At 33.4% G+C, this 23399-nt stretch carries 23 protein-coding genes; 14 read left to right on the top strand and 9 right to left on the bottom strand.

Translation table 11 applies throughout. The features are described 5' to 3' along the window. The first annotated feature begins 11 nt into the window (after window positions 1-11). Both guaB and guaA read left to right on the top strand, forming a co-directional pair. The gene (gene guaB / locus M9B42_04180) at window positions 12-1475 is read left to right on the top strand and encodes an IMP dehydrogenase (protein URQ64795.1); all 1464 of its coding nucleotides are present in this window, start codon (window positions 12-14) and stop codon (window positions 1473-1475) included. Then, complete coding sequence (gene guaA, locus M9B42_04175; GenBank protein ID URQ63972.1) at window positions 1475-2998, top strand: glutamine-hydrolyzing GMP synthase; 1524 nt, start codon at window positions 1475-1477, stop codon at window positions 2996-2998. Before guaB ends, guaA begins: the two co-directional genes overlap by 1 nt. An 8-nt stretch (window positions 2999-3006) precedes the next feature. Here guaA and M9B42_04170 read toward each other — a convergent pair whose 3' ends face one another. Continuing rightward, entirely contained in the window at window positions 3007-3456 is a 450-nt protein-coding gene (locus M9B42_04170) for a hypothetical protein (protein ID URQ63971.1), read from the bottom strand. Window positions 3457-3552: 96 nt separating this feature from the next. Here M9B42_04170 and M9B42_04165 point away from each other — a divergent pair, with 96 nt between their 5' ends. Further along, on the top strand, window positions 3553-4422 hold the full coding sequence (locus tag M9B42_04165; protein ID URQ63970.1) for a hypothetical protein: 870 nt from the start codon (window positions 3553-3555) through the stop codon (window positions 4420-4422). A gap of 3 nt (window positions 4423-4425) precedes the next feature. Here the strand turns inward: M9B42_04165 and M9B42_04160 are convergent, their stop codons facing one another. Both M9B42_04160 and M9B42_04155 read right to left on the bottom strand, forming a co-directional pair. After that, window positions 4426-4740: a hypothetical protein gene (locus M9B42_04160; protein URQ63969.1), complete on the bottom strand. Its 315-nt coding sequence runs from the start codon at window positions 4738-4740 to the stop codon at window positions 4426-4428. A gap of 38 nt (window positions 4741-4778) precedes the next feature. After that, on the bottom strand, window positions 4779-6923 hold the full coding sequence (locus M9B42_04155) for a DUF305 domain-containing protein (GenBank protein URQ63968.1): 2145 nt from the start codon (window positions 6921-6923) through the stop codon (window positions 4779-4781). Between the two features lie 63 nt (window positions 6924-6986). Here M9B42_04155 and M9B42_04150 point away from each other — a divergent pair, with 63 nt between their 5' ends. Beyond that, window positions 6987-7295 (top strand): DUF962 domain-containing protein, encoded by a 309-nt coding sequence (locus tag M9B42_04150; protein URQ64794.1) that lies wholly within the window; start codon window positions 6987-6989, stop codon window positions 7293-7295. A gap of 6 nt (window positions 7296-7301) precedes the next feature. Here M9B42_04150 and xthA read toward each other — a convergent pair whose 3' ends face one another. From xthA to M9B42_04125, 5 genes are read right to left on the bottom strand one after another with little or no spacing between them, the layout of a single operon-like run. After that, window positions 7302-8102 (bottom strand): exodeoxyribonuclease III, encoded by an 801-nt coding sequence (xthA, locus tag M9B42_04145; protein ID URQ63967.1) that lies wholly within the window; start codon window positions 8100-8102, stop codon window positions 7302-7304. Beyond that, window positions 8102-10048, bottom strand: coding sequence for a S41 family peptidase (locus M9B42_04140; GenBank protein ID URQ63966.1), 1947 nt, complete (start codon window positions 10046-10048; stop codon window positions 8102-8104). The genes xthA and M9B42_04140 overlap by 1 nt, the downstream gene beginning before the upstream one ends. Next, window positions 10032-10928, bottom strand: coding sequence for an acetyltransferase (locus M9B42_04135; protein ID URQ63965.1), 897 nt, complete (start codon window positions 10926-10928; stop codon window positions 10032-10034). The genes M9B42_04140 and M9B42_04135 overlap by 17 nt, the downstream gene beginning before the upstream one ends. Then, a complete protein-coding gene (gene mazG / locus M9B42_04130; protein URQ63964.1) occupies window positions 10925-11704 on the bottom strand; it encodes a nucleoside triphosphate pyrophosphohydrolase in 780 nt (259 codons plus the stop codon). The genes M9B42_04135 and mazG overlap by 4 nt, the downstream gene beginning before the upstream one ends. Then, window positions 11688-12431 (bottom strand): NAD-dependent deacetylase, encoded by a 744-nt coding sequence (locus M9B42_04125; GenBank protein ID URQ63963.1) that lies wholly within the window; start codon window positions 12429-12431, stop codon window positions 11688-11690. Before M9B42_04125 ends, mazG begins: the two co-directional genes overlap by 17 nt. On the opposite strand from M9B42_04125, the gene M9B42_04120 reads away from it, so the two are divergent. The 5 genes from M9B42_04120 to M9B42_04100 are packed head-to-tail and all read left to right on the top strand — an operon-like array spanning window position 12431 to window position 17928. Further along, the gene (locus M9B42_04120; GenBank protein URQ63962.1) at window positions 12431-13267 is read left to right on the top strand and encodes an NAD(+)/NADH kinase; all 837 of its coding nucleotides are present in this window, start codon (window positions 12431-12433) and stop codon (window positions 13265-13267) included. The two genes, M9B42_04125 and M9B42_04120, sit on opposite strands and share 1 nt — an antisense overlap. Before the next feature lie 29 nt (window positions 13268-13296). Then, entirely contained in the window at window positions 13297-14166 is an 870-nt protein-coding gene (gene galU, locus M9B42_04115) for a UTP--glucose-1-phosphate uridylyltransferase GalU (GenBank protein ID URQ63961.1), read from the top strand. Between the two features lie 49 nt (window positions 14167-14215). Beyond that, window positions 14216-15145 (top strand): quinone-dependent dihydroorotate dehydrogenase, encoded by a 930-nt coding sequence (locus M9B42_04110; GenBank protein URQ64793.1) that lies wholly within the window; start codon window positions 14216-14218, stop codon window positions 15143-15145. Next, on the top strand, window positions 15135-17621 hold the full coding sequence (gene topA / locus M9B42_04105; protein URQ63960.1) for a type I DNA topoisomerase: 2487 nt from the start codon (window positions 15135-15137) through the stop codon (window positions 17619-17621). The genes M9B42_04110 and topA overlap by 11 nt, the downstream gene beginning before the upstream one ends. 43 nt (window positions 17622-17664) lie before the next feature. Continuing rightward, window positions 17665-17928 (top strand): hypothetical protein, encoded by a 264-nt coding sequence (locus M9B42_04100; GenBank protein URQ63959.1) that lies wholly within the window; start codon window positions 17665-17667, stop codon window positions 17926-17928. Between the two features lie 3 nt (window positions 17929-17931). Here the strand turns inward: M9B42_04100 and lexA are convergent, their stop codons facing one another. Next, the gene (gene lexA, locus M9B42_04095; protein ID URQ63958.1) at window positions 17932-18525 is read right to left on the bottom strand and encodes a transcriptional repressor LexA; all 594 of its coding nucleotides are present in this window, start codon (window positions 18523-18525) and stop codon (window positions 17932-17934) included. Between the two features lie 41 nt (window positions 18526-18566). On the opposite strand from lexA, the gene M9B42_04090 reads away from it, so the two are divergent. The 5 genes from M9B42_04090 to prpD are packed head-to-tail and all read left to right on the top strand — an operon-like array spanning window position 18567 to window position 23398. After that, window positions 18567-19445, top strand: coding sequence for a 5'-nucleotidase (locus tag M9B42_04090; GenBank protein ID URQ63957.1), 879 nt, complete (start codon window positions 18567-18569; stop codon window positions 19443-19445). Beyond that, window positions 19442-20233: a bifunctional phosphoserine phosphatase/homoserine phosphotransferase ThrH gene (gene thrH / locus M9B42_04085; GenBank protein URQ63956.1), complete on the top strand. Its 792-nt coding sequence runs from the start codon at window positions 19442-19444 to the stop codon at window positions 20231-20233. The genes M9B42_04090 and thrH overlap by 4 nt, the downstream gene beginning before the upstream one ends. After that, window positions 20230-20895, top strand: coding sequence for an epoxyqueuosine reductase QueH (locus M9B42_04080; GenBank protein ID URQ63955.1), 666 nt, complete (start codon window positions 20230-20232; stop codon window positions 20893-20895). The genes thrH and M9B42_04080 overlap by 4 nt, the downstream gene beginning before the upstream one ends. Then, entirely contained in the window at window positions 20892-22010 is a 1119-nt protein-coding gene (locus tag M9B42_04075; protein ID URQ63954.1) for a 2-methylcitrate synthase, read from the top strand. Before M9B42_04080 ends, M9B42_04075 begins: the two co-directional genes overlap by 4 nt. Next, window positions 22010-23398: a 2-methylcitrate dehydratase gene (gene prpD / locus M9B42_04070; GenBank protein URQ63953.1), complete on the top strand. Its 1389-nt coding sequence runs from the start codon at window positions 22010-22012 to the stop codon at window positions 23396-23398. Before M9B42_04075 ends, prpD begins: the two co-directional genes overlap by 1 nt. Window position 23399 lies beyond the last annotated feature (1 nt).

Raw genomic sequence — 23399 nt, 5'->3', positions numbered from 1 at the left:
TTATATACTATATTATGGAAAAGGTACTTGCAGAAGCATTAACTTTTGACGACGTATTGGTTTTACCAATGCACTCTGATGTCCTACCTAAACAAGTTTTACTCAAATCTAGATTTACAAAAAACATTTCTTTAAATCTTCCCTTTTGTTCCGCTGCTATGGATACGGTTACAGAATCCAAAATGGCAATTGCACTAGCTTCTCTTGGCGGTATAGGAATAATTCATAAAAATAACTCTCCTGATGAGCAGGCATTAGAAGTTAAAAAAGTTAAGAAGTTTGAGAGTGGAATAGTGAAAGATCCTATAACAATTAAAAGTAGCAATACCATAGAGGAACTTAAACAGCTTACTTCTGAGTTAAATATATCAGGTATGCCGGTAGTCGATGAGGATGAATTAAAGGGAATTGTGACTGGCAGAGATTTTAGATATGCGAGAGATATGGAACAGACAGTTGCAGAAATTATGACTCCCAAAGAAAAACTTATAACTGTAAAAGAAGGAGAAAGTCAGGATGTTGTTAAATCACTTATGTACAAAAATAGAATTGAGAAAGTCCTTATTTTAGATGATCACAATAAACTCTCGGGAATGATAACAATGAAAGATATTGAAAAATCTATCGATTATCCTTTGGCTTCAAGAGACTCTGAAGGAAGACTCATTGTTGGTGCTGCACTTGGAGTAAGTAGTGATTTAATGGAAAGAGCAGAAAAGCTCTCAGCAGCAGGTGTAGATGTATTTGTTCTAGATAGTGCCCACGGTGACTCTGAAGGAGTTATAAATGCTGTAAAGGAAGTAAAAAAGAAATTTCCAAAGATTGAAATTATTGGTGGTAATGTTGCTACTGCAGAAGGTGCAAAAGCACTAATTGATGCGGGAGTAGATGCAGTGAAGGTAGGTGTTGGTCCGGGATCAATCTGTACTACTAGAATAATTGCTGGAGTTGGAGTCCCGCAACTATCAGCTGTGTTAAATGTTGTGCAAGCAGCTAAAGATATTCCAGTTATATCTGATGGTGGAGTAAGATTTTCTGGAGATATTGTAAAAGCTATTGGAGCTGGAGCAGATTCAGTAATGTTAGGCAGTGCACTGGCTGGAACAGAGGAAGCGCCAGGAGAGGTTGAGTTATATCAGGGCAGAAGTTTTAAAACTTATAGAGGCATGGGTTCAATCGGCGCTATGTCAAAAAGAACAGATGCAAATAGATATATGCAAGGTGAAGATATCGATACAGATAAACTAGTTCCTGAAGGAATAGAGGGTAGGGTGCCTTTTAGAGGTTGGTTAAAAGATGTTGTGTATCAGTTAGAGGGCGGTCTAAGACAGGGCATGGGCTATACAGGATCAAAAAATATTGAAGAATTAAAGAAGAAAGTACAATTCCAAAAAATTACTAGATCTGGTGTTTTAGAGAGTCATGTTCATGACGTCAGCATTACCAAAGAGGCACCAAATTATAGAGCAGATTAATGGAAAAAATCTTAGTTGTTGATTTTGGCTCTCAATACACTCAACTCATCGCACGCAGACTTAGAGAATTAAAAGTTTACTCAGAAGTCTGCCCTTGGGATGAGCTTCCTGCACTAGATGAAGTACAAGGTTTCATCTTATCTGGAGGCCCGGAAACATCAAATATAGAGGGAAATCCAACTATTAATGAATCTATTTTTAATTCGAATAAACCAGTCTTAGGAATCTGTTATGGGATGCAGGTTCTAGCTTTTCAGGAAGGGGGGAGTGTTGAGAATGAAGGGAAGAAAGAATTTGGTTATGCACAGGTCTCTCTTCAAAATAAATCATCTTTATTTTCTAATTTAGATAAGAATTTAGATGTTTGGATGTCTCATGGCGACAAAGTGACTTCTTTACCAGATGGTTACGAGACAGTGGCGGTATCTGATAATTCACCAATAGCAGCATTTGAAAACAGTGAAAAAAAATATTTCGGACTTCAGTTCCATCCTGAAGTAACACATACAAAAAAAGGATTAGAAATTATAGATAACTTTATTAAAGAATGTGATGTAGAGAGAAGATGGACTGAAGAGGATATTTTAAAAACTATTGCTGATGAAGTAGATACAAAAGTACAAGATGGCAAAGTTTTATTAGCTTTAAGTGGTGGTGTTGATTCTACTGTGTTGGCTAGTGTGCTTTACAAAAGTTTAGGTGAAAGACTCATTTGTGTAATGGTTGATCATGGCCTTTTAAGAAAAAATGAGGCTCAAAATGTCGTCCAGAATCTAGCAGAAAAGATTGGCCTTGAAGTTAATCTAGTTAATGCACAGGATAGATTTCTTAGCGCCCTTAAAGGCATTAAAGATCCAGAAGAAAAACGAAAAATAATTGGCAAAACCTTTATCGAAGTCTTTGAGGAGCAAGCAAAGAACTATGAGGATATTGTTTGGCTTGCACAAGGTACAATTTATCCTGATGTCATAGAGTCTGCCGGTAATTCAAAATCAAAAGCTAAAGTAATAAAGTCCCATCATAATGTTGGGGGTTTGCCAGAGAGGATGAATCTTAAATTGCTGGAACCATTTAGGATGTTGTTTAAAGATGAGGTTAGAAAAATTGGCAAGGCAATTGATCTACCTAATGAAATAATAGGCAGACATCCATTTCCTGGACCTGGTTTAGGCATAAGAATAATCGGTGAAATAACTGAGGAGAGATGTGAGAAGTTAAGAGAAGCAGATCATATCTTTTTATCTGAGCTTAAAAAGCATGACCTTTATGATCAAGCTAGCCAAGCGTATGCTTTCTATTTGCCAATAAAATCCGTTGGGGTGGTGGGAGATAATAGAATTTACGCAGATGTGATTGGTTTGAGATCTGTAGAAACAACAGATTTTATGACAGCAAATGTCTCTAATCTACCAAATGAATTCATTCAACACGTCTCAACACGAATAGTTAACGAAGTAGGTGGTATAAGTAGGGTAGTGTACGATGTAACTTCCAAACCACCAGCAACTATTGAGTGGGAATAAAAATTTGCCTATAACATGCAGAGTCTTTTTCTTTCAGTAACTTTTGTATTCTTTTCATAAAGATTTACAAAAGCAGAAAATTCTTTTTCATCCTTCTCTATTTGCTCAGAACTTCTATTATCCAAATATTTTTGAAATTCATTTCTAGCACTAAGACTATTCCAAACAACTAAAGTATCGAGAGATACAAATTTATCGGAAACATTACCATCTTCATCAACTGAATATTGCATTTCGGTAAGTACCTCAACCTTAAAGTTACGATCGTTATAGTATTTTTCATGCATTGCGGCTGCTTTGAGCCATCCTTCAACACTACCACCATCTATCAAATTTGATAAATAGTAGTTCGCCACCTTACCCTTACACTCAGAAAATTTTGCATTTGCATCTATATGATCATCCGCCAAAATAGAAATACAAAAAATTAAAGAAAACTGTATTAAAAATTTTGTCATACTTTCTCCTATGATTAATTTTATTATCTAAATTTATTGTGACAAAATATTCAAAAATAGGTAACAAATATAATCCAATTTTTATTAAGCATTCATATGAAAAAATTTAAATTAATTTTTGCAGTATTATTTTCGAATTTTCTATTTAGCAATCAGGAGGTTGATATTGATAGCCCAGAAGGATGGGGCATGGCTTTCATGACAACTTCAGCACAAAATCTGGGGCAAATGCCACCTCACTCAGTAGATTTTGGTGATATTTCAATTTCAGCAGAGCTTAGCTCTATACCTCATCTTACTGAAGAGCAGCAAAAAATTGGCTTCGGCGGTTTGAAAGATGAAGATTTAAATAAATCTCCTGCCTTTGGAAGATTAAGAGCAAATTTTGGATTACCTTGGAATTTAAACGCCGAAATGTCATGGACGCCACCCCTTGAAATTGATGGCGCTAAGCCAGTTGGGTTATGGGGTGCTGCATTATCAAGGCCATTGATAAATAATGAAAAAGTTGCTTTGGGATTACGTTTATTTTTACTAAGAGGAGGGGCAGTAGCAAGTGTCACATGCGACGAAGATAAAATTAAATACGCTCCTTATACTCCTCAGAATAACTCTGGATGTGTAGGTCTGTCAGATGATAAATTACAAATGGATCATGAGGGAGCAGAGCTTTTTCTATCCTTTAATAGCTCATCTGAAATTCATCCTTGGATATCTTTTGCAACTAGTAACCTGGATAACTTTGTTGAAATAGACGCACCTCTTGAAATAGGAAGAGAAATGGTAACTATTTATTCAAGTGGCACAACACAAACTTTTAGTTTTGGTTTTCACTATGACATTAGTGAAAATTGGAACATAGGAGTTGCGAGTTCATTTACCCCTTTAGATGCTCAAAGACCAACCAGCATTAGTGGCGATGATGATTTTTGGAACTTCAGAGTTGGTTTAACAATTCGTCTTTAATTTTTATTTGCAAAAAGCACTAAAAGTAGTTGCATAATCAGCTGCAAGCTGAGCCAAGACAACACCTTCACTTGCAAGCTCATCTGCCTTTCTTTTATTACCCTCTTTTTTAAACTTATCAGAATCTTCTAAACTTTGATAAGAAAGGTAAAGCATTAAGCCAGCAGCATCACTGACTGCCTTGCAATCTTTAGCTTCCCAGTAACCTAATTCACTCTTTATTTTTTTCATATCAACATCTTTTTTTTCTTTATGATCATCAGCAAAAGAAATCATAGATGTTGCAATAACAAGTAATGTAAAAAAAAGTTTTTTCATAATTTTCCTTATATAAAAAAATTATAAGAAATGAAAAATTATTGCAAGCCTGCAGGCCAAGTCAGTGGAACTTGTTGTTGTGGATTAAACACTCTATCTGGACCAAGTACTGGTCGAGCTTTAGCTGCTGCTGCTATCTCTTCCTTACTTAAAAATTCACTAGGCTTTAGTTTAAAAACATCTAAACCTCTTGTTATTTCAGTTCCGTAAATGAACCCTTCATAGAAATATGTTGACCAATATCCACCAGTCGTAAGAGTATCTTTAAAAATTGGACCTCTATCAAAATAAGCTATTTCCACTGGGTTAGATGAGTCAGTAAAGTCCATTATTGACATCCCGCCTTGATACCAAGCTTGAACAAATATATCTCTGTTAGGAATTGGAATGATTGAGCCATTATGTGCAACACAATTTTCTGATTCTGATTGTGGAGCTGGCATCTTATAATGACTTTTAAATATTAGTTTGCCATCAACAATATCGTAGATTGCATCTGCACCCCATGTAAGTGGATCCCAAGCTCGGCATCTTGCTCGACCACCGCCACCCCATTCATCTGTAAATACAACTTTAGTACCGTCATTATTGAATGTTGCTGAATGCCAGTAAGCAAAACCTGGATCTGTTACTGCATCTATTCTTGTGGGTTTATAAGGATCAGAAATATCAAATAAAATTCCATTTCCTGAGCATGCTCCTGCTGCAATTCCTGCAGAAGGAAATACTGTTATATCGTGACATTGATTCGTAGGTCTTGTATCTTGGGTTCCGTCTCCATGGTCACCGCCTCTCCACAGGCCAGCAATAATCCCCTTATCATTATCAGCAAAAACTCTTGGACTGCTTACTATTCTTGAGCTCGCAGGATCATTTATAGGGATTTCTATAACATCAATACTGAAGTAGGCTGTGCGAGTGTCACCAGCAATATTACCAATGCATCCATCCAGTTCATCCTCTTCTCTAACTCTCCCTGTTCCAGAGTTATAAACAATAATTTTGTTATCTGCAGTCGGTCCAGCAACCACAGAGTGAGTATGTGACCCTCTACATGTTTGGACGGCACCTACTTGTTTAGGCTTCTTAATATTTGAGATATCAAAAATTCTAATACCCCTGAAGCGCTCTGGACTTGCATCTGGTCCAACTCCATCAAGGCCGCAATCTACACGACCTCTAGTTTCTTCAACAGACATAATTAAAATATTCTCTACAACTGAAACATCGCCTTGTCCTCCTGGACAAACTACTGATGTAATGAGGTTTGGTATGCCATTATCTTGAAGTTCATAAATATTAAATCCATGGTAACTACCAGCTACCAAAAGATTATCTTTAAATGCCATATCAGTATTTGAAAAGGAAAGCATTGGAGATCTTAGTTTTCTTGAAGCCTCCTCAATAGTTAATACTTCATCATCATCTTTTGAGTCAGCATCTTCTGAACCTTTCATTTCAGGGTTCTTAGGATCATAAAAACCAGTTGGCTTTTTCAATGTGGCAACTAATTCTAAATTTAAAATGGCTTCTTCAGCTGTGTATAAACCCGCTGATAAACCTGCTCTTGGATCAGTTGAAAGGCCTGTAAGAAGAAGATTCATTCTCTCTATTTCAACTCCCTGATCATTAACAAGATCTGAGACAAATTGATTTAAGACTGGATCGTAGGCCGAACCACGATAGTCTCTTAGGTCTTTAACCATCTCTACCGCACCATCATGGTGATTAATCATTAGTTGTAAAAATTGACGATCAAACTCAACTCCTACTGAACCTCTCAATTGTTCTAATTGATAATCAGTTGCCATACCTTTCATCATTTTCATCATGCCCATTGTTTTTTCATCTCTATCACTTAACCAGGATTGCATAAAATCAATTTCATCTTTTTGTGAAGCGTCAATTCTGCCTGCTAAATCATTAATATTTTTTGAATTTGTTCTGGACTGCACGTAGGAAGACATTAATACTGCTTGCTCATGATGCATTATCATACCCTGCAGAAAGTCAACATCAGCTTTAATGTATGAGGAGTCAGCAATTTGGATAGCTTGTTCTTCTCCAATGATTTCACTACTTTGTCCAGGCGCACCTGGTTTAATAATTTGAACATCTTCTTGAGCTAAAATTAAGCCACTTAGAAGAGATAAGACTGAGACTATAATAAGATGATTTTTCATTCTTGTATTTTAGTTTATCTATAACTTTTTTACTAAAATACAATAAAGGATTGTTATAATTTAATTGTGAAAAAATATAAAACTTTAAAAGAATTTTATCCGTATTATCTAACTGAACATTCAGATAAAACAACAAAGCTATTTCATTTTATTGGAACAGCGCTTTCAATTTTTTTTATTATCAGATTAGTCATCACGCTTGAGCCTATAAATTTTGTTTTCGCCTTACTTTCTGGTTATGGATTTGCATGGGTAAGTCATTTTTTTGTTGAAAAAAATAAACCAGCAACATTTACCTATCCCTTTTACAGCTTGCTTAGCGACTATATGATGTTTTGGGAAATCCTGAAAGGCAAGCACAAGATTTTTTAGGCTGCGCTAAACTTTTATTTCTAAAGAGACAGGACAGTGATCTGATGGCTTTTCCATCGCCCTTATCTCGTGATCTATTTCTGATGAAACATACTTATCTTGAAGTCCTTCAGAAAGTAAGAAATGGTCAATTCTTAAACCTCTTTTGGGATTTTGATCGAAGCCTCTAGATCTGTAATCAAACCAGGTACATTTCAGAGATTCACTATTTTTCTCTCTCCAGACATCTTTAAGACCGATATTTGTGAGTTTTTCATACCATTCCAGCTCTTCAGGTAAAAAGGCAGTATGACCCTCACGTAACCATCTCTTAATCCCATCCTCATTCATCCCAATGTCATTACGGTTTGGTGCAATATTAAAATCTCCTGTTAGGACAATATGATTATCTAACCCTGATAAGTACTCAGTAATTCTTTTGTAATATCTATCTTTATAGGGAAATTTTAATGGATGTTTACGGTTTTCACCTTGAGGAAAGTAGGAATTACATATTGAAATTGTGCCTATTTCAGTTTCGTAATCACATTGAATAAATCTTTTTTGTTCTTCGTCTTTACCGCCATCTAAGCCCTTGACTACTTTAATCGGTTCCTCTTTAGAAAAAATCGCAACACCATGAAAAGATTTTTGCCCATAATTAAAATACTTGAAGCCTAAGCTCTCAGGAATTTCAGGAGGAAAATCCTCATCACTTACTTTAATTTCTTGTAAAGCTATTACATCTGGATCATATTTTTTCTTTATTTCCTCAAGCTGATGTGGTCTAGCCCTCATACCGTTGATATTAAAAGATATTATTTTCATTAGATTTTTGTCTCAATTATCTCATATAGAATTTTAGCTGATTGATCAATTTCAGCATCGATTTCAAAGTCTTCATCATCAATAAAATTCTCAAAGTCCTCATATGATGAAAATGGCTCGAGGTTAGATAAGCTTCTTCTTTGATTTACTAATTCTAGTGAATTCGCTCTATTGTCTTTATAAATCTGCTTTCTTTCCTCAAGATTTAAAGAAAGTTTAGTCTTTTGTACTCCTCTAGATTTTTTAATATCACTAAGTGATTGATAGTATGAAGATTCAGCAATATTTTGATCAAGAATTTTTTTGTATTTGCTTTCATTTATTGCTGTCTTTTTAAAAAAAGCAGCTTCAGATATTGTTGTTGGTTTAATGGCTGCAGAATATTTGCTTTCTCCAAATTCTTCAACATCTAGTAAAGTTGGTATTTCAAGATTTGGCTGTACTCCAAAAATCTGAGTTGGCTTGCCAGTCACACGATAATAAAGTGACTCAGTAAGTTTGATTTGACCTAGATTTGTTTTTTTAAATCCTTGAACACTTCCTTTTCCAAAAGTATTTTGACCAATAATTAAACCCCTGTTGTAATCTTGTATTGCTCCAGCAAAAATTTCAGATGCAGATGCAGAAAATTTATTTACTAAAACAATCATTGGCTTATTCCAAGTTTTAATTGATCTCCAGGCTGTATAAACATCGACATCATCTTCAGTCCCTTTAACTTGGACAGTTGGCCCGTAATCAATGAAAAGTCTTGTTAATTGATCGGCTTCATGCAGATATCCACCAGAATTATTTCGAAGGTCTATAACTATTCCATTGATATCTTTTCTGTTAAATTCTAATAAAGAGTCTCTTACATCATAAGAAACACTTTTACATGAGAATCCCTGATTTCTGAAACATTCAATATCACTATAAAAAGACGGAACTTTTATATAACCAAGATTTTTTCCACCATAATTTATAATTTCTGAGGAGACATCACTTTCTTCTAAAATAATTTGTCCTCTTTCGAGAGTAACTATTTTTTTCTCATTTTCATTTTCGATTTTCAGTCTTACGAAACTACCTTCCTCACCCCTGATAATTTCAACAATATCATCTAATCTCCATCCAATTACATTAGTAAGTTTCCCTTTTTTTCCTTGCCCAACAGCAAGCACCTTGTCACCAACATTTATCTCTTTTGATTTCAGAGCTGGCCCTCCAGACATTAACTCTTCAATTCTTGCAGTTTCATTTTTATAACTTAAGACTGCGCCAATCCCTTCAAAAGACAAGTTCATCCTTAAATTCCAATCATCTAGATCTCTATCTGAGAAATAAGTTGCGTGAGGATCTATTAGTGAAAGGAAATTATTTGCTAAAACTGAAAATTTATCTTCTGATCTTGTTTTCTTAATGTAGGAAATTCTGTCTGAATATCTTTTATTTAAAACATTTTTTGCTTCATTGAAATTTTCATCTTCGATAAGAAGATTTAGTAATTCGTTCTTCACGATTTTTCTGTAAAAATCTTTCCTTTCATCTTCATTAATGAAGTAGTCAACTCTATTTTCTAATCCAACATATTCAATTTTTTCAAAATCAAACTTATGTTTATTGAGCAAACTTTTCCTGACTCTAAGCGATTCCTCATAAATATTGTAAAAAGAGTTAGTAGCTAAATTTAATGTTAAAAAGATATCTTTATTTTCTTCGTTGAAATCTTTAATTAAACTCACATCATTTTGGGAAAAATAGTTTTTTTGTGAATCAAGCTGATCAAGATAAGCCTCTAAAAAATCCTCTTTTTCAAAATAAGAGTTCTCTAAATCTAATATAGAAGAACTTTCAAAGGCTGCTAAAATCGATTTAAATTCCTCAGCATAATTAACCTCAGGCTTATTTTCTGCTGCACAACTTACTAGTATTGTTAATAGAGATAACTTAAAAAACTTTTTCAATCCCAAACTTCTTTTTCTCTCTTTCAATTGCTTCATCCTTCTTTTGCCAAATCTCTTCAAGGAAATTTCTAAATTCTTCTCTACCTTCATTATCAACGGAATAATCTTTCCCTCTTAAATGATTTGGGATATCAAATGAATTAATCAACACAGTTGCTTCATTCATATCACCACATAAGAAATTCCAAAATGTTCTTTTTGAGGATTTATAAATCAAAGTAATATCAGTCAAAGTATCAATGTAAGGCATTACCTCAAGGGTATAGCCCATGCCACCAATTTTTGGAGGCATTAGATTTTTAAACTTACTTTTTGAATTATCATATTTTTCTTTATCAATTCTAGTGCCTTCAATAAAACCGCATACATTTGTAGGAAATAGCTTATAAATTTCACAAGCTTTAATAGTTGCGTTTTTATCATGGAGAGCAAGTTGAGGATTTTTAATAATATCCTCCTTTTTCCTACGCTTAACAAAAGGCATACCTAAACCAATATTTGCAGCCCAAGTTATTGGCAACCACCAAAGTTCAGCTTTCATAAATATTCTTGGACAGGTAGCTTTAAAATTAGTGAAGTAAAGAAATAAAAAAATGTCAGCCCAACTTAGGTGATTAATTGTAGTAAATTGCCATACATCCATTTTGCAGTGCTCCATTCCCTCAACCCGATATTTTGGTTTATGCATCAAATCTTGAATAAATTTATTACCATTTAAATAATACTCCCCAAGTCTTTCATTAAATTTAAGAACGCCAATTTTTATTCTCCTTGAGGGGAGAAATCTTAAAAGTCCTATAGGAGTTACTGCTAATATTATCCAAATAGCATTAAATAAAACTAAAACAAAAGTAATTGATCCTATGAAAAATCTTTTCATTTAATTTTTTGCCATAATGCTTCTAACTCATTAATTTCAAGATCTTCTAAGTTAACCTTAGTTTTGTTTGCTTCATCTTCCATTTTTCTAAATCTTTTTTCAAACTTCAAATTAGCTTTTCTTATAATATCTTCTGGTTCGAGATTATAGTGCCTTGATAAATTTACGAGAGTAAAGAAAAGATCACCAATTTCTTCAGAAATATCCTCTTTTTTTTGAGAAACCTTTGCTCTTTTTAGTTCATCAATCTCTTCATCAATTTTTCTTATAACATCACTTTCATTTTGCCAGTCAAAACCAACAGATTTTGCTCTTTTTTGAATTTTCTTTGCTCTTGTTAAGCTTGGAAGATTTTTTGGTATATCATCCATCAGTGAAATTAAGTTTTTTTTCTCTCTTTCCTTCTTTTTTTCTTTCTCCCAAATTTCCAAACTTTCAGATGCACTCATTTCTTGCTTCTTGTCAAAAACATGGGGATGTCTTCTGATTAATTTATCATTTAATTCTTTAACAACTTCTTCAAAATTAAAAAGTTTCTTTTCTTCAGCCATGCCCGAATGAAAAATAATTTGAAAAAATAAATCACCTAATTCTTCTTTTAAATCATTAAAATCCTCTCTTTCAATAGCATCGGCAACTTCATATGCCTCCTCAATAGAACAATTAGCTATTGATTTAAAATCTTGTTCCTTATCCCAAGGACAGCCCTGTGATGGGTCTCTCAACTTCTTAAAGGTTTGCAATAAATTATTTATCTCCTCAGTTAATTTGCTCATGAATTTCCTCTAAATCTTCATTAATTACTAGTAGAGCTCTTCTATCAAATGAAGTTTCCTCCTTGTTAAGAATAATAAGTTTTGCATTATTTTGTAATGCTATATTGGGAAACTGATTTGCTGGAGATACTTTCAGTGAAGTTCCTATAGCAATGAAAAAATCACAGTTTTCTGAAGCTTCTTGAGCTTTTTTTAAAGATATTTGAGATAAGGCTTGTCCGAAAGATATTGTATCCACTTTAACGAGGCCGTCTTTACAGCTATTACAGTTAGAGTTTTGCTGTTTTAAGATATTTTCCTCATAAAATTTCAGCGTTTCATATTGCTTATTACAGGAAAGGCATGAAGAAGTGTGAACAGAACCATGTATTTCAACTATTTGATCTTTAAATTTGTGAGATCTATGAAGTCCATCTATATTTTGAGCAATATGTATGTTCTCAGGTCTTCTGCTGAGTATTTTATTAATGAAATTATGCATATTAGAAGGAGAGCTACTTCTTATTTTATTGAGTATTTCAAAGTTATTTGTCCAAGACTTAATTCTACTCATTTCACTTTTCTGGAATTCTTGAAAAGTTACTGGAGTATTTTTTTTCCAGAAACCATCAGGATCAGATCTAAAGTCAGGTAGACCAGATGAAGTGCTGAGCCCAGCGCCAGAAAGGAAAGTAAATTTGCTATTTTTTTGTAGTATTTTTTTTAATTCAGTAAAATCTTGTTTCAATGTACAAATATAAAAAAGTTTTAATTGCTGCTTATGATATAAATAAATCAAAAGAAGCACTAACAAAAATACAAACCATTCTCTCGAAGAATGATGTAAGTTTTGAAACTTTTTTACCTGGAAGCAAACTTAAAGATGAAAAAAGTTTTGATCTTATTTTGGTAGTTGGTGGTGATGGTTCTATGCTCTCAGCTGCAAAGAGCTTCAACAATCTGCAAATACCTTTCCTAGGAATCAACCTTGGCAAAGTTGGATTTATGGCTGATCTAGAATATGGAGATGTAGATAGTGCTTTAATAGAGGTTCTTAAGGGGGAGTGTCAAATAGAGCAAAGAGAATTTTTAGAATGTGAATATGAAGGTAAAAGCTTTAGTGCTTTCAATGAAATAGTTCTTCACACTCAAAAAAGTTATAAACTCATCGAATTTGAAGTGAAAATAGATCAGAATTTTGTTTATAACAAAAGAGCTGACGGTTTAATTATCTCTACTGCAACAGGATCAACTGCGTATTCTCTTTCAGCAGGGGGTCCAATACTTACTCCTTTATTAGAGGCATTCGTAATAACATCTCTAAATCCCTTATCTCTTTCAGCAAGGCCACTTATAATTCCTAGCGATTCAAAAATTTCTGTAGAAGTAGTTGAGAATCCTGAAGATACAGAATGTTTTATTATTTTAGATGGAAATGAGGAAATACCATTAAAAGGAGATAGTAGAATTTTCTATGCCCACAAATCTCAAAGCCAATTTAAATTAATACATCCGAAAGAACATGACTTTTTTGAAGCATGTAGAGGAAAATTAAACTGGAGCATTTCCCAAGAGGGGAAATAGTCCCTTTATCTTGTATAATTCACAGAATAATGAGTGTTAAAAAAGCAGTTTTTCCAGTAGCGGGGTTTGGGACAAGATTTTTGCCAGCCACCAAAGCCACACCAAAAGAAATGCTTCCAATAGTCGATAAACCAATTGTTCAATATGCAGTTGAGGAAGCTTATGAAGCCGGAATAAGAGAATTCATATTTATAACACATCATGCTAAAAGAGCTATAGAAGATCATTTCGACCAAAATAAAGAGTTGCATGAAAAATTAATCAACGATAAAAAGTTAGAACTAGCTAAATCTATTGAAAAAATAGGTGGTACAGAAACAAAATTTACGTATATAAGACAAGATGAACCAAAAGGCTTGGGGCATGCAATTGGATGCGCACAACACATCATTCAAAAGGGAGAGCATTTTGCGGTAATTCTTGCAGATGATTTAATGATGGTTGAAGGGGAAAACGTGATGCAACAAATGATAAGTGTTAATGAAAAGTACGATAAACAGGTAATTGGTCTAGAAAAAATTGATGGTGAGGATATTTCCAAATTTGGAGTAGTTGCAGTCGAGAAAAGCGAAGAAAAAGTCAATTTTTTAAGCGATATTGTTGAAAAACCAAACTATAATGATGCTCCTTCAAATTTAGCGGTAGTTGGAAGATACATTTTTAAAGACTCAATTTTTAAATTCATTGACAACGAAAATCCAGGAAAAAATAATGAAATTCAAATAACTGATGCTATCCAAAAAGACATAGAGAATTTTGTAGGTTATGAATTTGATGGTAAAAGATTCGACTGTGGAAGTAAGATTGGATACTTAAAAGCTAATTTAGAATTTGGTCTTAAAGATAACACTCTGAAAGATGAATTTAGTGAATATTTAAAAGGTAAGAAAAATTTATAAGAATCTTAGAAAAATAATATTTTTATTTCCACCAGAATTTGCGCAAAAAATTTCCCATATTTATCTAAAACTCTTTTCTTGGGCTTACAAAGAAAGAAGCAACGAACCAAAAAAGAATATTAAAGGATTAGAGGTAAGGAATAGACTAGGCCTAGCTGCAGGCCTTGATAAAAATGGCGAGCTTATAGAAGAAATGTCTAATTTGGGATTTGGCTTTATTGAGATTGGAACAGTTACTCCAAAAAAACAATTTGGAAATAAAAAACCAAGATTATTTAGAATCGAAAAAGAAGAATCTCTTTTAAACAGCTTGGGTTTTAATAATGAAGGTGCAACCTATGTTAAAAAGAAACTTCAAGCATTAAAAAGGAAAGATATTGTTATTGGTGCAAATATTGGTCCGAATAAGAATACTGAATCAAACAAAAGAAAAGAAGATTACTCTTATTGTTTCAATGAGCTCGCAGATTATGTAGATTACATAGTATTAAATATTTCTTCTCCAAATACACCAGATCTAAGAGATTTACATAACATTGAAAATTTAAAAGAAATTATTGAATGCATTTTAATAGAAAAAGAAAACATAAATTACTCAGGAAAAATATTTTTAAAACTATCTCCAGATGAAAAAATATCTAAAACAGAAGCAGTAATTAATTTGGTAAATTCAATGGATATTGATGGAGTAATTGCTTCAAATACATCCGATGATAACCAATTAAAATCCGCCTTAGGAGTATCACAAAAGCCAGGAGGTATATCTGGCAAACCATTAAAAAATAAATCTAATGAATTACTTAAGTTAGTTAAGAGCAAAATTGAACCAAAAAAAATTATTGTTGCAGTTGGTGGTGTTTTTGATGTAGATTCTTATAACGAAAAAATTGAACTGGGCGCAGATTTAGTTCAACTTTACACTGGACTTATCTATGAAGGCCCTAATATCGTTAAAAGAATTTTAAATAATGGCAAATAAATCTTTAGTAATTGTTGAATCACCTTCAAAAGCAAAAACAATAGGAAAATACCTTGGCTCTGAATATTTGGTTAAATCCAGCGTTGGCCATGTTCGAAGATTAACAAGCGGAAAAAAAGCTATTGATCCAAAAGACTGGTCTGTTTCATACGAAATTGATCCAAAGAAAACAAAAGTCGTTCAAGATTTAAAAAAATCTGCTAAAGGAATAGATGAAGTGTTTTTGGCTACTGACTTGGATAGAGAGGGAGAAGCAATTGCATGGCACTTAAAAGAAATTCTTGGCAAGAACCACAATTATAAAAGAGTTAGATTTAATGAAATTACAAAGTCTGCAATCAAAAAAGCTTTTGAAGATCCAACAGATTTAAATGAAGGTCTTATTGACGCACAAAAGACAAGAAGAATTTTAGATAGAATCGTAGGATATGACCTATCCAGTTTTCTTTGGAAAAAAATTGGAAGTTATGGAAAGCTTTCTGCTGGGAGAGTTCAATCTGTTGCAGTGAAGCTTGTAGTTGAAAAGGAGAGGGAAATTAAAGCCTTTTCTCCAGAAGAATATTGGGAAATTGAAGTAAAAGTAAAACATGAAGAAAGAAACATTACTTTTAAATTAAATGTAAAGAAATCAGACCTAAAACTTTCGAATATTGATGAAGCAAAACAAATATCTGAAAAATTACTTAATAATGAAATTGAAATTACTGACAATGATAAAACTAAACGTAAAATTCCTGTAAAGCCGCCCTTTATTACTTCGACACTTCAACAAACTTCAAGTTCCATGTTAGGTTTCAGCCTCTCAAAGACTATGAAGTTGTCACAAGATTTATATGCTGCTGGTTACATTTCATATATGAGAACAGACTCTCCAAATCTAAGCATTCTCTCGCAAAACAATTGCAAACAATATCTTTTAGAAAAATTTGGCGACACTTACTCAGAGCCTAGAAACTTTTCTGCTAAAACCTCTAATTCCCAAGAAGCTCATGAAGCAATAAGACCAACAGATATTAATTTAGAGGCAGACCAAATTACAATGAGCGCTGATCACGTTAAATTGTATAAGTTAATTTGGCAGCGTTTTGCTGCTTCTCAGATGCCTCAACCAGAGATAGAAACCAACGCTATCAAGGCTAAATGTGATGATTTAGTTTTTGAAACTTCTCTTAGTTCGGTTACATTTGATGGCTTTTATAAAGTAATGCCTCCTCCAAAATCATCATATGTCGATTACGATTTATCCTCTTTAAGCATTGGTCTTTCAAAGAAAATAGATGAGGTTGAAAAGTCACAACATTTTACTAAACCTCCATCTAGATATTCCGAAGCTAGCCTCGTAAAGGAGCTTGAAAAGAGAGGTATAGGAAGACCTTCCACTTATCAAGAAATTATTACAAATATTCAAGATAGGGGCTATGTTAAAAGTGTAAGTAAGAGACTATTTGCTACAAAAATTGCAAATTTAATTTCAGATCGATTAAACAAAGGATTTTCACAAATTATGGACTATGGATTTACTGCCGATATGGAAAGAAATTTAGACGAAATAGCATCAGGGAACTTGGTTTGGAGAAATTTGCTTGAAAAATTTTCAGAAGAATTTGAGCAAGCAAAAGAACAAGCCGAAGACCTCATGGAAAGAAATAAACCTATTGATACACAGGTGGTTTGCGATTGTGGAAATAATAAAAAAATGCAGCTTAGAACTAATCAAAGTGGTCAGTTTCTTGGGTGTGAAGCATTTGTTTTAGAGGGAGAAGAGCAGTGCAAGAAAACTTTATCGCTCCTTGATGAAGATCTTTTTTCTGATAGTGACGATAAAGAAGCTGAAAGTATATTTAAGAAAACTAAGTGTGACGTCTGCAATTCGGCAATGGATGGTTACATAATTGACAATAATAGAAAGTTAGAGATTTGTTCAAATTCTCCAATATGTAGCGGCACTAAATTAGTTGAAGGCGAATTTATTAAACCAAAAAATGAAGACGAAGAATTTATCGACTGCCATAAATGTGATAACAAAATGGAATTAAAGCTTGGAAGATTTGGCAAATACTTTGCTTGTCAAAGTGATTCTTGTACTGCTACTCGTCAATTAATGAAAAATGGCGAACTTAAACCTGTATTCATGGATCCAATAAAACTTGAGAGTTTGCGATGCGAAAAGTGCGATGATTTTTATTTACTTCGCGACAGCTTAAAAGGTTTATTTCTTGCAGCTTCACAATTTCCAAAAAATCGTGAAACAAGAGCAATTACAGTTAATGAATTAAAACCAGTAACAGACAAACTGCCAGAGAAATATAGTCACTTTGCTAAGGCACCAGAAATCGATGATGATGGAGATGATCTGGTCGTTAGATTTAATAAAAAAAGCGGAGATCACCTTTTATCAGCAGAACTCAAAGGGAAGAAAAAAAAGTATTTCTATTTCTTTAATGGAACAAGTTGGGAACAAAAACCAAGAGATTAGCAAAAAGACTTTAAATATTTCTAAAAGAGCATACTATTAAAATATGTCTAAATATTTAGAATTAGTCGAAGTATCTGAAGGTGTAATTGTTCTAAGGAGATCTGATAACAAAAACTCACCTCTAGTAAAAATCGAATTTTCAGAAGAGGTAAAAAAACTCCTTAACGGTATGGAGTTTGATGTAGCAAAAGAGATGATTAAATCTGGAATTGAGAGTTTAAATGCCGACATCAACTTAGATAATCTGGATGAAGACTTATTTGAAAATATTTTTAAGCAAGAGACTCAGGACAGAGTTTTGCACTAAAATTTAGAAGACGTCTTCTCTAACAACTCCTACAGCTATTCCCTCTAGATAAAAACCTGAATTCTGATCAATAAGAATGTCATCATAATTTTTATTTTCAGCTACAAGTTTAATTTTGCCATTTTCTTGTACAAATCTTTTAAGCGTAACTTCATCCTCTAGCCTAGCAACAACAACCGAGCCATTTTCTGCGGTTGATGCTTTTTTTACACCTACAAGATCGTTTTCAATAATTCCAATATCTTTCATGCTGTCGCCTTTAACTCTCAAGAAAAAATCCACTGGAGACGAAATTGGATTTGTAGGAATATATTTTTCAATATTTTCAACTGCAGATATAGGTGAACCTGCCGCCACTCTACCCACAATTGGAATGCCTGAATATTCTTCGACTAATTTAAGCCCTCTTGATGAATCAGGAACCTTTAATAAAACACCTTTCTTAACAAGAGCCTTTATATGTGATTCTGCAGCATTAACCGATTTAAAACCCATTATTTTTGCTATTTCTGCTCTTGTTGGCGGATAGCCGTAATCATTGACATGTCCTTTAATTACATCGAAAATTTTGAACTGTTGTTCAGTAAGGTTTAACATATACTGTAATTATATACAGTTAATTTTTATTTAACAAATTTATGTCTATTTTGAAAATTGGTATCAGTTCAAGAGCTCTCTTTGATTTAAAAGATAGCCATAAGATTTTTAAAGAAAAAGGAATCGAAGAATATGCTAAATACCAAAGAAAGAATGAGGATAATGCACTAAAAAAAGGTGTTGCCTTTGCTTTGGTCGAAAAGCTTCTAAGAATGAATAAACCTAAAAAAAAGATAGTAGAGGTAATTTTGCTTTCTCGTAATAGTTCAGATACAGGTTTAAGGATTTTTAATTCAATTGAAAAAAATAATCTTGATATAACAAGAGCAGTTTTTTCTGGAGGAGAAAGCCCATTTCCATATGTAGATGCATTAGATATAGATTTATTCTTATCTGCTGATGTGAATGATGTGAAAGTTGCTGTAGAAAATAATATTGCCGCTGCTCATATCTTTACCGACAACTATAAACCATCAACTAGCAATGAGTTAAGAATTGGTTTCGATGCAGACGCCGTGATATTCTCTGATGAAGCTGAAAGAACATACAAACAAAAGGGGTTAAAAAAATATTTAAAGGAAGAAGGGAGATCAAAAAAACTGATGAATCCAGGACCATTTAACGGGTTTTTAAAAAAATTGAATATAATCCAATCAAAATTTTCTGTAAAAAATTGTCCAATTAGAATAGCTTTAGTAACTGCTAGGGCTGCGCCTGCGCATAAAAGAGTTATAAATACACTAAGAAAAGAGAATATTAGAATTGATGAAACATTTTTTTTGGGAGGATTGCCTAAAGGTAAATTTTTAGAAGGATTTTCAGCAGATATATTTTTTGATGACCTTACTGAAAATTGCATTGAAGCAACTAGTCATGTTTCAACTGGTCATGTACCATACGGGATAAATAATCCTAAATGAAAATACTTTGCACAGATCTCGAAGGAACATTAGCTCCAGAAATTTGGCAAGAGCTTGGTGAGCATTTAAATATTCCCGAACTTAATCTAACTACAAGAGATATTCCAAATTTTGAGGATTTGATGAGACAAAGAATGGAAACTCTTAAGACAAATGAAATAAAATTTTCAGAAATTAAAAAATTTTTAGCATCCATTGAAATGAAAATACTTTGCACAGATCTCGAAGGAACATTAGCTCCAGAAATTTGGCAAGAGCTTGGTGAGCATTTAAATATTCCCGAACTTAATCTAACTACAAGAGATATTCCAAATTTTGAGGATTTGATGAGACAAAGAATGGAAACTCTTAAGACAAATGAAATAAAATTTTCAGAAATTAAAAAATTTTTAGCATCCATTGAGCCATTTGAGGGCGCAAAAAAATTTTTGAGTGCATTAAAAAACAAATATCAGGTTGTAATCGTTTCAGATACATTCTATGAATTGGGTCTTCCAGTAGTAGAAAAACTCGGAAACTATCCAATTTTGTGCCACCATCTTGAAATTGAGGATGATTACATCTCTGGATATGAAAAAAGGCAGGACAACCCAAAAAAGTCTGTTATACAAGGTTTTTCAAAGATGAATTTTGAATGTTTTTGTATTGGAGACTCATATAATGATATTCAAATGATTGATGAGGCTAAAGGAGCATTTATTTTTGCACCAGATGAAATAAAAAAATCACGACCTGATATAATTTCTTTCGATAATTATAAAGATTTACAAAATCATCTTTTAAAATGAATAAATATAGCCTAGAAAACTATTCTCGACCTATACTTCAAATGCCTCATGGTAGAAAGAAGCTGTTATTGCATAGTTGTTGTGCGCCTTGTGCAGGCGAAATAATGGAAGCAGTTGCAGCATCTGATATTGATACCTCAATTTTTTTCTATAATCCAAACATACATCCTAAAGAGGAATATGAAATTAGAAAGGATGAGAATATTCGCTTTGCTAAAAAGCTTGGTTTTGATTTTATTGATGCTGATTATGATAAAGATAATTGGTTTGATAGAGTCAAGGGTTTTGAGAACGAACCAGAACGAGGAGAAAGATGCACGGTTTGTTTTGATATGCGTTTTGAGAGAACAGCACTGTATGCATATGAGAATAAGTATGATGTATTTGCTACAACTCTTGGAATATCAAGATGGAAAGATTTAAATCAAATTAATAATTCTGGTTTAAAAGCTGCAAACCGTTATAATGATTTAGCTTTTTGGGATTTTGATTGGAGAAAGCAAGGTGGCTCGTCTAGAATGCTAGAAATTTCAAAAAAAGAAAAATTTTATAAGCAAGAATACTGCGGATGTGTTTACAGTCTTAGAGACACTAATAGATGGAGAAAATCTAATAATCGAGACATTATCAAAAGAGGAATAAATTTTTACGAAATAAAATGACAAAAAAATTAGAGGGAGCGGGTCTAAGAGGCCAATCAGCAGGGCAGACTTCTTTGTCAACTGTTGAGCAAGAGGGCTCACTCAGATATCTTGGATACAGCATCGAGGATTTAGCAAAAAATGCTTCTTTTGAAGAAGTCGCATACCTGCTACTTCTTGGGCAATTACCTAATTCAAGTCAGCTTCATAATTTTGAAAATGAGCTTTTTGAACTCAGAACAATGCCAGCTTCTTTGGTGAGTGTACTTGAATCAATTCCTTCATCAGCACACCCAATGGAGGTTATTAGAACTATCATTTCTTACATGGGAGTTATTGAACCTGAAGAATCTTTCGAAGATCAGCTTCACATAGCTAAAAGACTTTTAGGTGTAACTACTTCAGCAATAGTTTATTGGTATAAGTTTTCCCACAAAAATAAAAAGATAGATCAAGAAACAGGTGAAAAGTCCCTAGCAGGTCATTTTCTAAAGTTATTGAGACAAGAGGAAATACCTGCACTTCATCAAAAAACTTTAGATGTATCGCTTACTTTATATGCCGAGCATGAATTTAATGCATCAACATTCACTGGCAGGGTTTGTGCGTCAACTTTATCTGATTTGCACTCCTGTCTTACAGCTGCAGTTGGCAGTTTGAGAGGGCCACTTCACGGTGGTGCTAACGAAGAGGCGATGGTTATGCTTCAAGAAGTGCAATCTGTTGAGAGTGTGAAAAATTATGTTGACCAAAAGCTTGAAAACAAAGAAAAGATAATGGGATTTGGTCATGCTGTCTATTCTGTTAGAGATCCAAGAAGCGACATCATAAAAGATTTTTCCCAGAAATTGAGTCAAGATCATGCAGATAAATTGCTTCATGATATTGCTGAGGAAATGGAAACCTATATGTGGGAACTAAAGAAACTGTTTCCAAATACAGATTTTTTTCATGCTCCCGCATACCACTACATTGGAATACCAACCAAACTTTTTACTCCACTTTTTGCAATTGCAAGAATAGTAGGTTGGTCTGCACATGCGTTTGAACAAAGAGGCAACAATAGAATCATAAGACCTAGTGCAGATTATATTGGTCCTGAAGATAGAGAATGGATTGATATTAAATCAAGGTAATGCCAAATTTCGATCCTATAATTGAAAAGATTACTGATTATGTTCAATCTTTTGAGGCAAAAGAAAACAGCCTACTAGAGGCGAAAAACTGCTTTTTTGATAGTCTTGCCTGCTCATTTCTTGCCTTGAAATATGATCAAGTTCAAAAATTTTGTTCAATTGAATACATAAAAAATTCTACAGGTTCTTCAAGAGTTATTGGTACTGACATCAAATCAAATCCTGTTGAAGCTGCATTTTTAAATGGTGCATTAATAAGATGGCTAGATTTCAATGACACTTGGCTAGCAAAAGAATGGGGTCATCCTTCAGATAATCTTGCAGCTATTTTATCAATGTATGATTATTTAAAAGTTGAAAGAAATAAAAATTTTTCATTCAAAGATTTGTTAAATCTAATGGTAATTGCCCATGAAGTGCAAGGATGTTTGGCAATCGAAAATAGCTTAAATGAAGTTGGAGTAGATCATGTTGCATTTGTGAAGGTTGCCTCTGCAGCAATTGCTTCAAAAATGCTTGGGCAAGGTCAGCAGAAAATGAATTCAACTATTAGCAACTCTTTCATTGATGGGCAAAGCCTCAGAACTTATCGTCATTTTCCAAATACAGGCACTAGAAAGAGTTGGGCTGCAGGCGATGCATCTGCTAGAGGGATAAAGCAGGCCTTTATTTCAGAAGTAAGTGAAGAAATATATCCGTCAGCCTTATCAGCTAAAACTTGGGGCTTTAATGATGTGATTATGAAGAAAGATTCTCTAAAGCTACAAAGAGAATTGGACTCATATGTAATGGACAATATTCTTTATAAAGTTAACTTTCCTGCAGAGTTTCACGCTCAAACTGCTGCTGAAGCTGCTATAAACCTAAAAAAATCAAATAAATTTAAGATAGAAGACATTGAGCAGGTTGAGATTCTGACTCAAGAGCCAGGAGTAAGAATTATTTCGAAAAAGGGACCTTTGAAAAATTATGCGGACAGAGATCATTGTATCGAATATATAGTTGCGTGGTGTTTAATTAATGGAAGCTTAAATTCAGATTCATACAGTGATGCGTCCTCAAAAGATCCTCAAATTGAATCTGTCAGAAATTGCACTGTCACCAAAGAGGATAAAAATTACACCAAAAGCTACTATGATTTAAATGATAGAGCTATTGGAAATAAAGTTTCCGTTAAACTTAAAAATGGAATTGTCTTTCATGAAGAAGTTAAGTATCCATTAGGGCACAAACAAAGAAGAGAAGAATCAAAACCTTTCCTTAAGGAAAAATTTAAGATTGCGATGGAAAAATTTGGCATAGATACTGAATATTTAATGAAAGTTTATGAAAGCAATAATTTAGATGATATTGATATTTCCAATATCTTAGACAAAATATACAAATAAT

The organism is SAR86 cluster bacterium (genome assembly GCA_023703535.1).
GTDB lineage: Bacteria > Pseudomonadota > Gammaproteobacteria > Magnimaribacterales > TMED112 > TMED112.
The sequence above is the reverse complement of the archived record's forward strand: the minus strand, read 5'-3'. Positions and strand labels throughout refer to the sequence as shown.

Coding starts and splice junctions, on each gene's coding strand:
- guaA (URQ63972.1), top strand. CDS start 1,475: ATGGAAAAAATCTTAGTTGTTGATTTTGGCTCTCAATACACTCAACTC.
- M9B42_04170 (URQ63971.1), bottom strand. CDS start 3,456: ATGACAAAATTTTTAATACAGTTTTCTTTAATTTTTTGTATTTCTATT.
- M9B42_04165 (URQ63970.1), top strand. CDS start 3,553: ATGAAAAAATTTAAATTAATTTTTGCAGTATTATTTTCGAATTTTCTA.
- M9B42_04160 (URQ63969.1), bottom strand. CDS start 4,740: ATGAAAAAACTTTTTTTTACATTACTTGTTATTGCAACATCTATGATT.
- M9B42_04155 (URQ63968.1), bottom strand. CDS start 6,923: ATGAAAAATCATCTTATTATAGTCTCAGTCTTATCTCTTCTAAGTGGC.
- xthA (URQ63967.1), bottom strand. CDS start 8,102: ATGAAAATAATATCTTTTAATATCAACGGTATGAGGGCTAGACCACAT.
- M9B42_04135 (URQ63965.1), bottom strand. CDS start 10,928: ATGAAAAGATTTTTCATAGGATCAATTACTTTTGTTTTAGTTTTATTT.
- mazG (URQ63964.1), bottom strand. CDS start 11,704: ATGAGCAAATTAACTGAGGAGATAAATAATTTATTGCAAACCTTTAAG.
- M9B42_04120 (URQ63962.1), top strand. CDS start 12,431: ATGTACAAATATAAAAAAGTTTTAATTGCTGCTTATGATATAAATAAA.
- galU (URQ63961.1), top strand. CDS start 13,297: ATGAGTGTTAAAAAAGCAGTTTTTCCAGTAGCGGGGTTTGGGACAAGA.
- topA (URQ63960.1), top strand. CDS start 15,135: ATGGCAAATAAATCTTTAGTAATTGTTGAATCACCTTCAAAAGCAAAA.
- M9B42_04100 (URQ63959.1), top strand. CDS start 17,665: ATGTCTAAATATTTAGAATTAGTCGAAGTATCTGAAGGTGTAATTGTT.
- lexA (URQ63958.1), bottom strand. CDS start 18,525: ATGTTAAACCTTACTGAACAACAGTTCAAAATTTTCGATGTAATTAAA.
- M9B42_04090 (URQ63957.1), top strand. CDS start 18,567: ATGTCTATTTTGAAAATTGGTATCAGTTCAAGAGCTCTCTTTGATTTA.
- thrH (URQ63956.1), top strand. CDS start 19,442: ATGAAAATACTTTGCACAGATCTCGAAGGAACATTAGCTCCAGAAATT.
- M9B42_04080 (URQ63955.1), top strand. CDS start 20,230: ATGAATAAATATAGCCTAGAAAACTATTCTCGACCTATACTTCAAATG.
- M9B42_04075 (URQ63954.1), top strand. CDS start 20,892: ATGACAAAAAAATTAGAGGGAGCGGGTCTAAGAGGCCAATCAGCAGGG.
- prpD (URQ63953.1), top strand. CDS start 22,010: ATGCCAAATTTCGATCCTATAATTGAAAAGATTACTGATTATGTTCAA.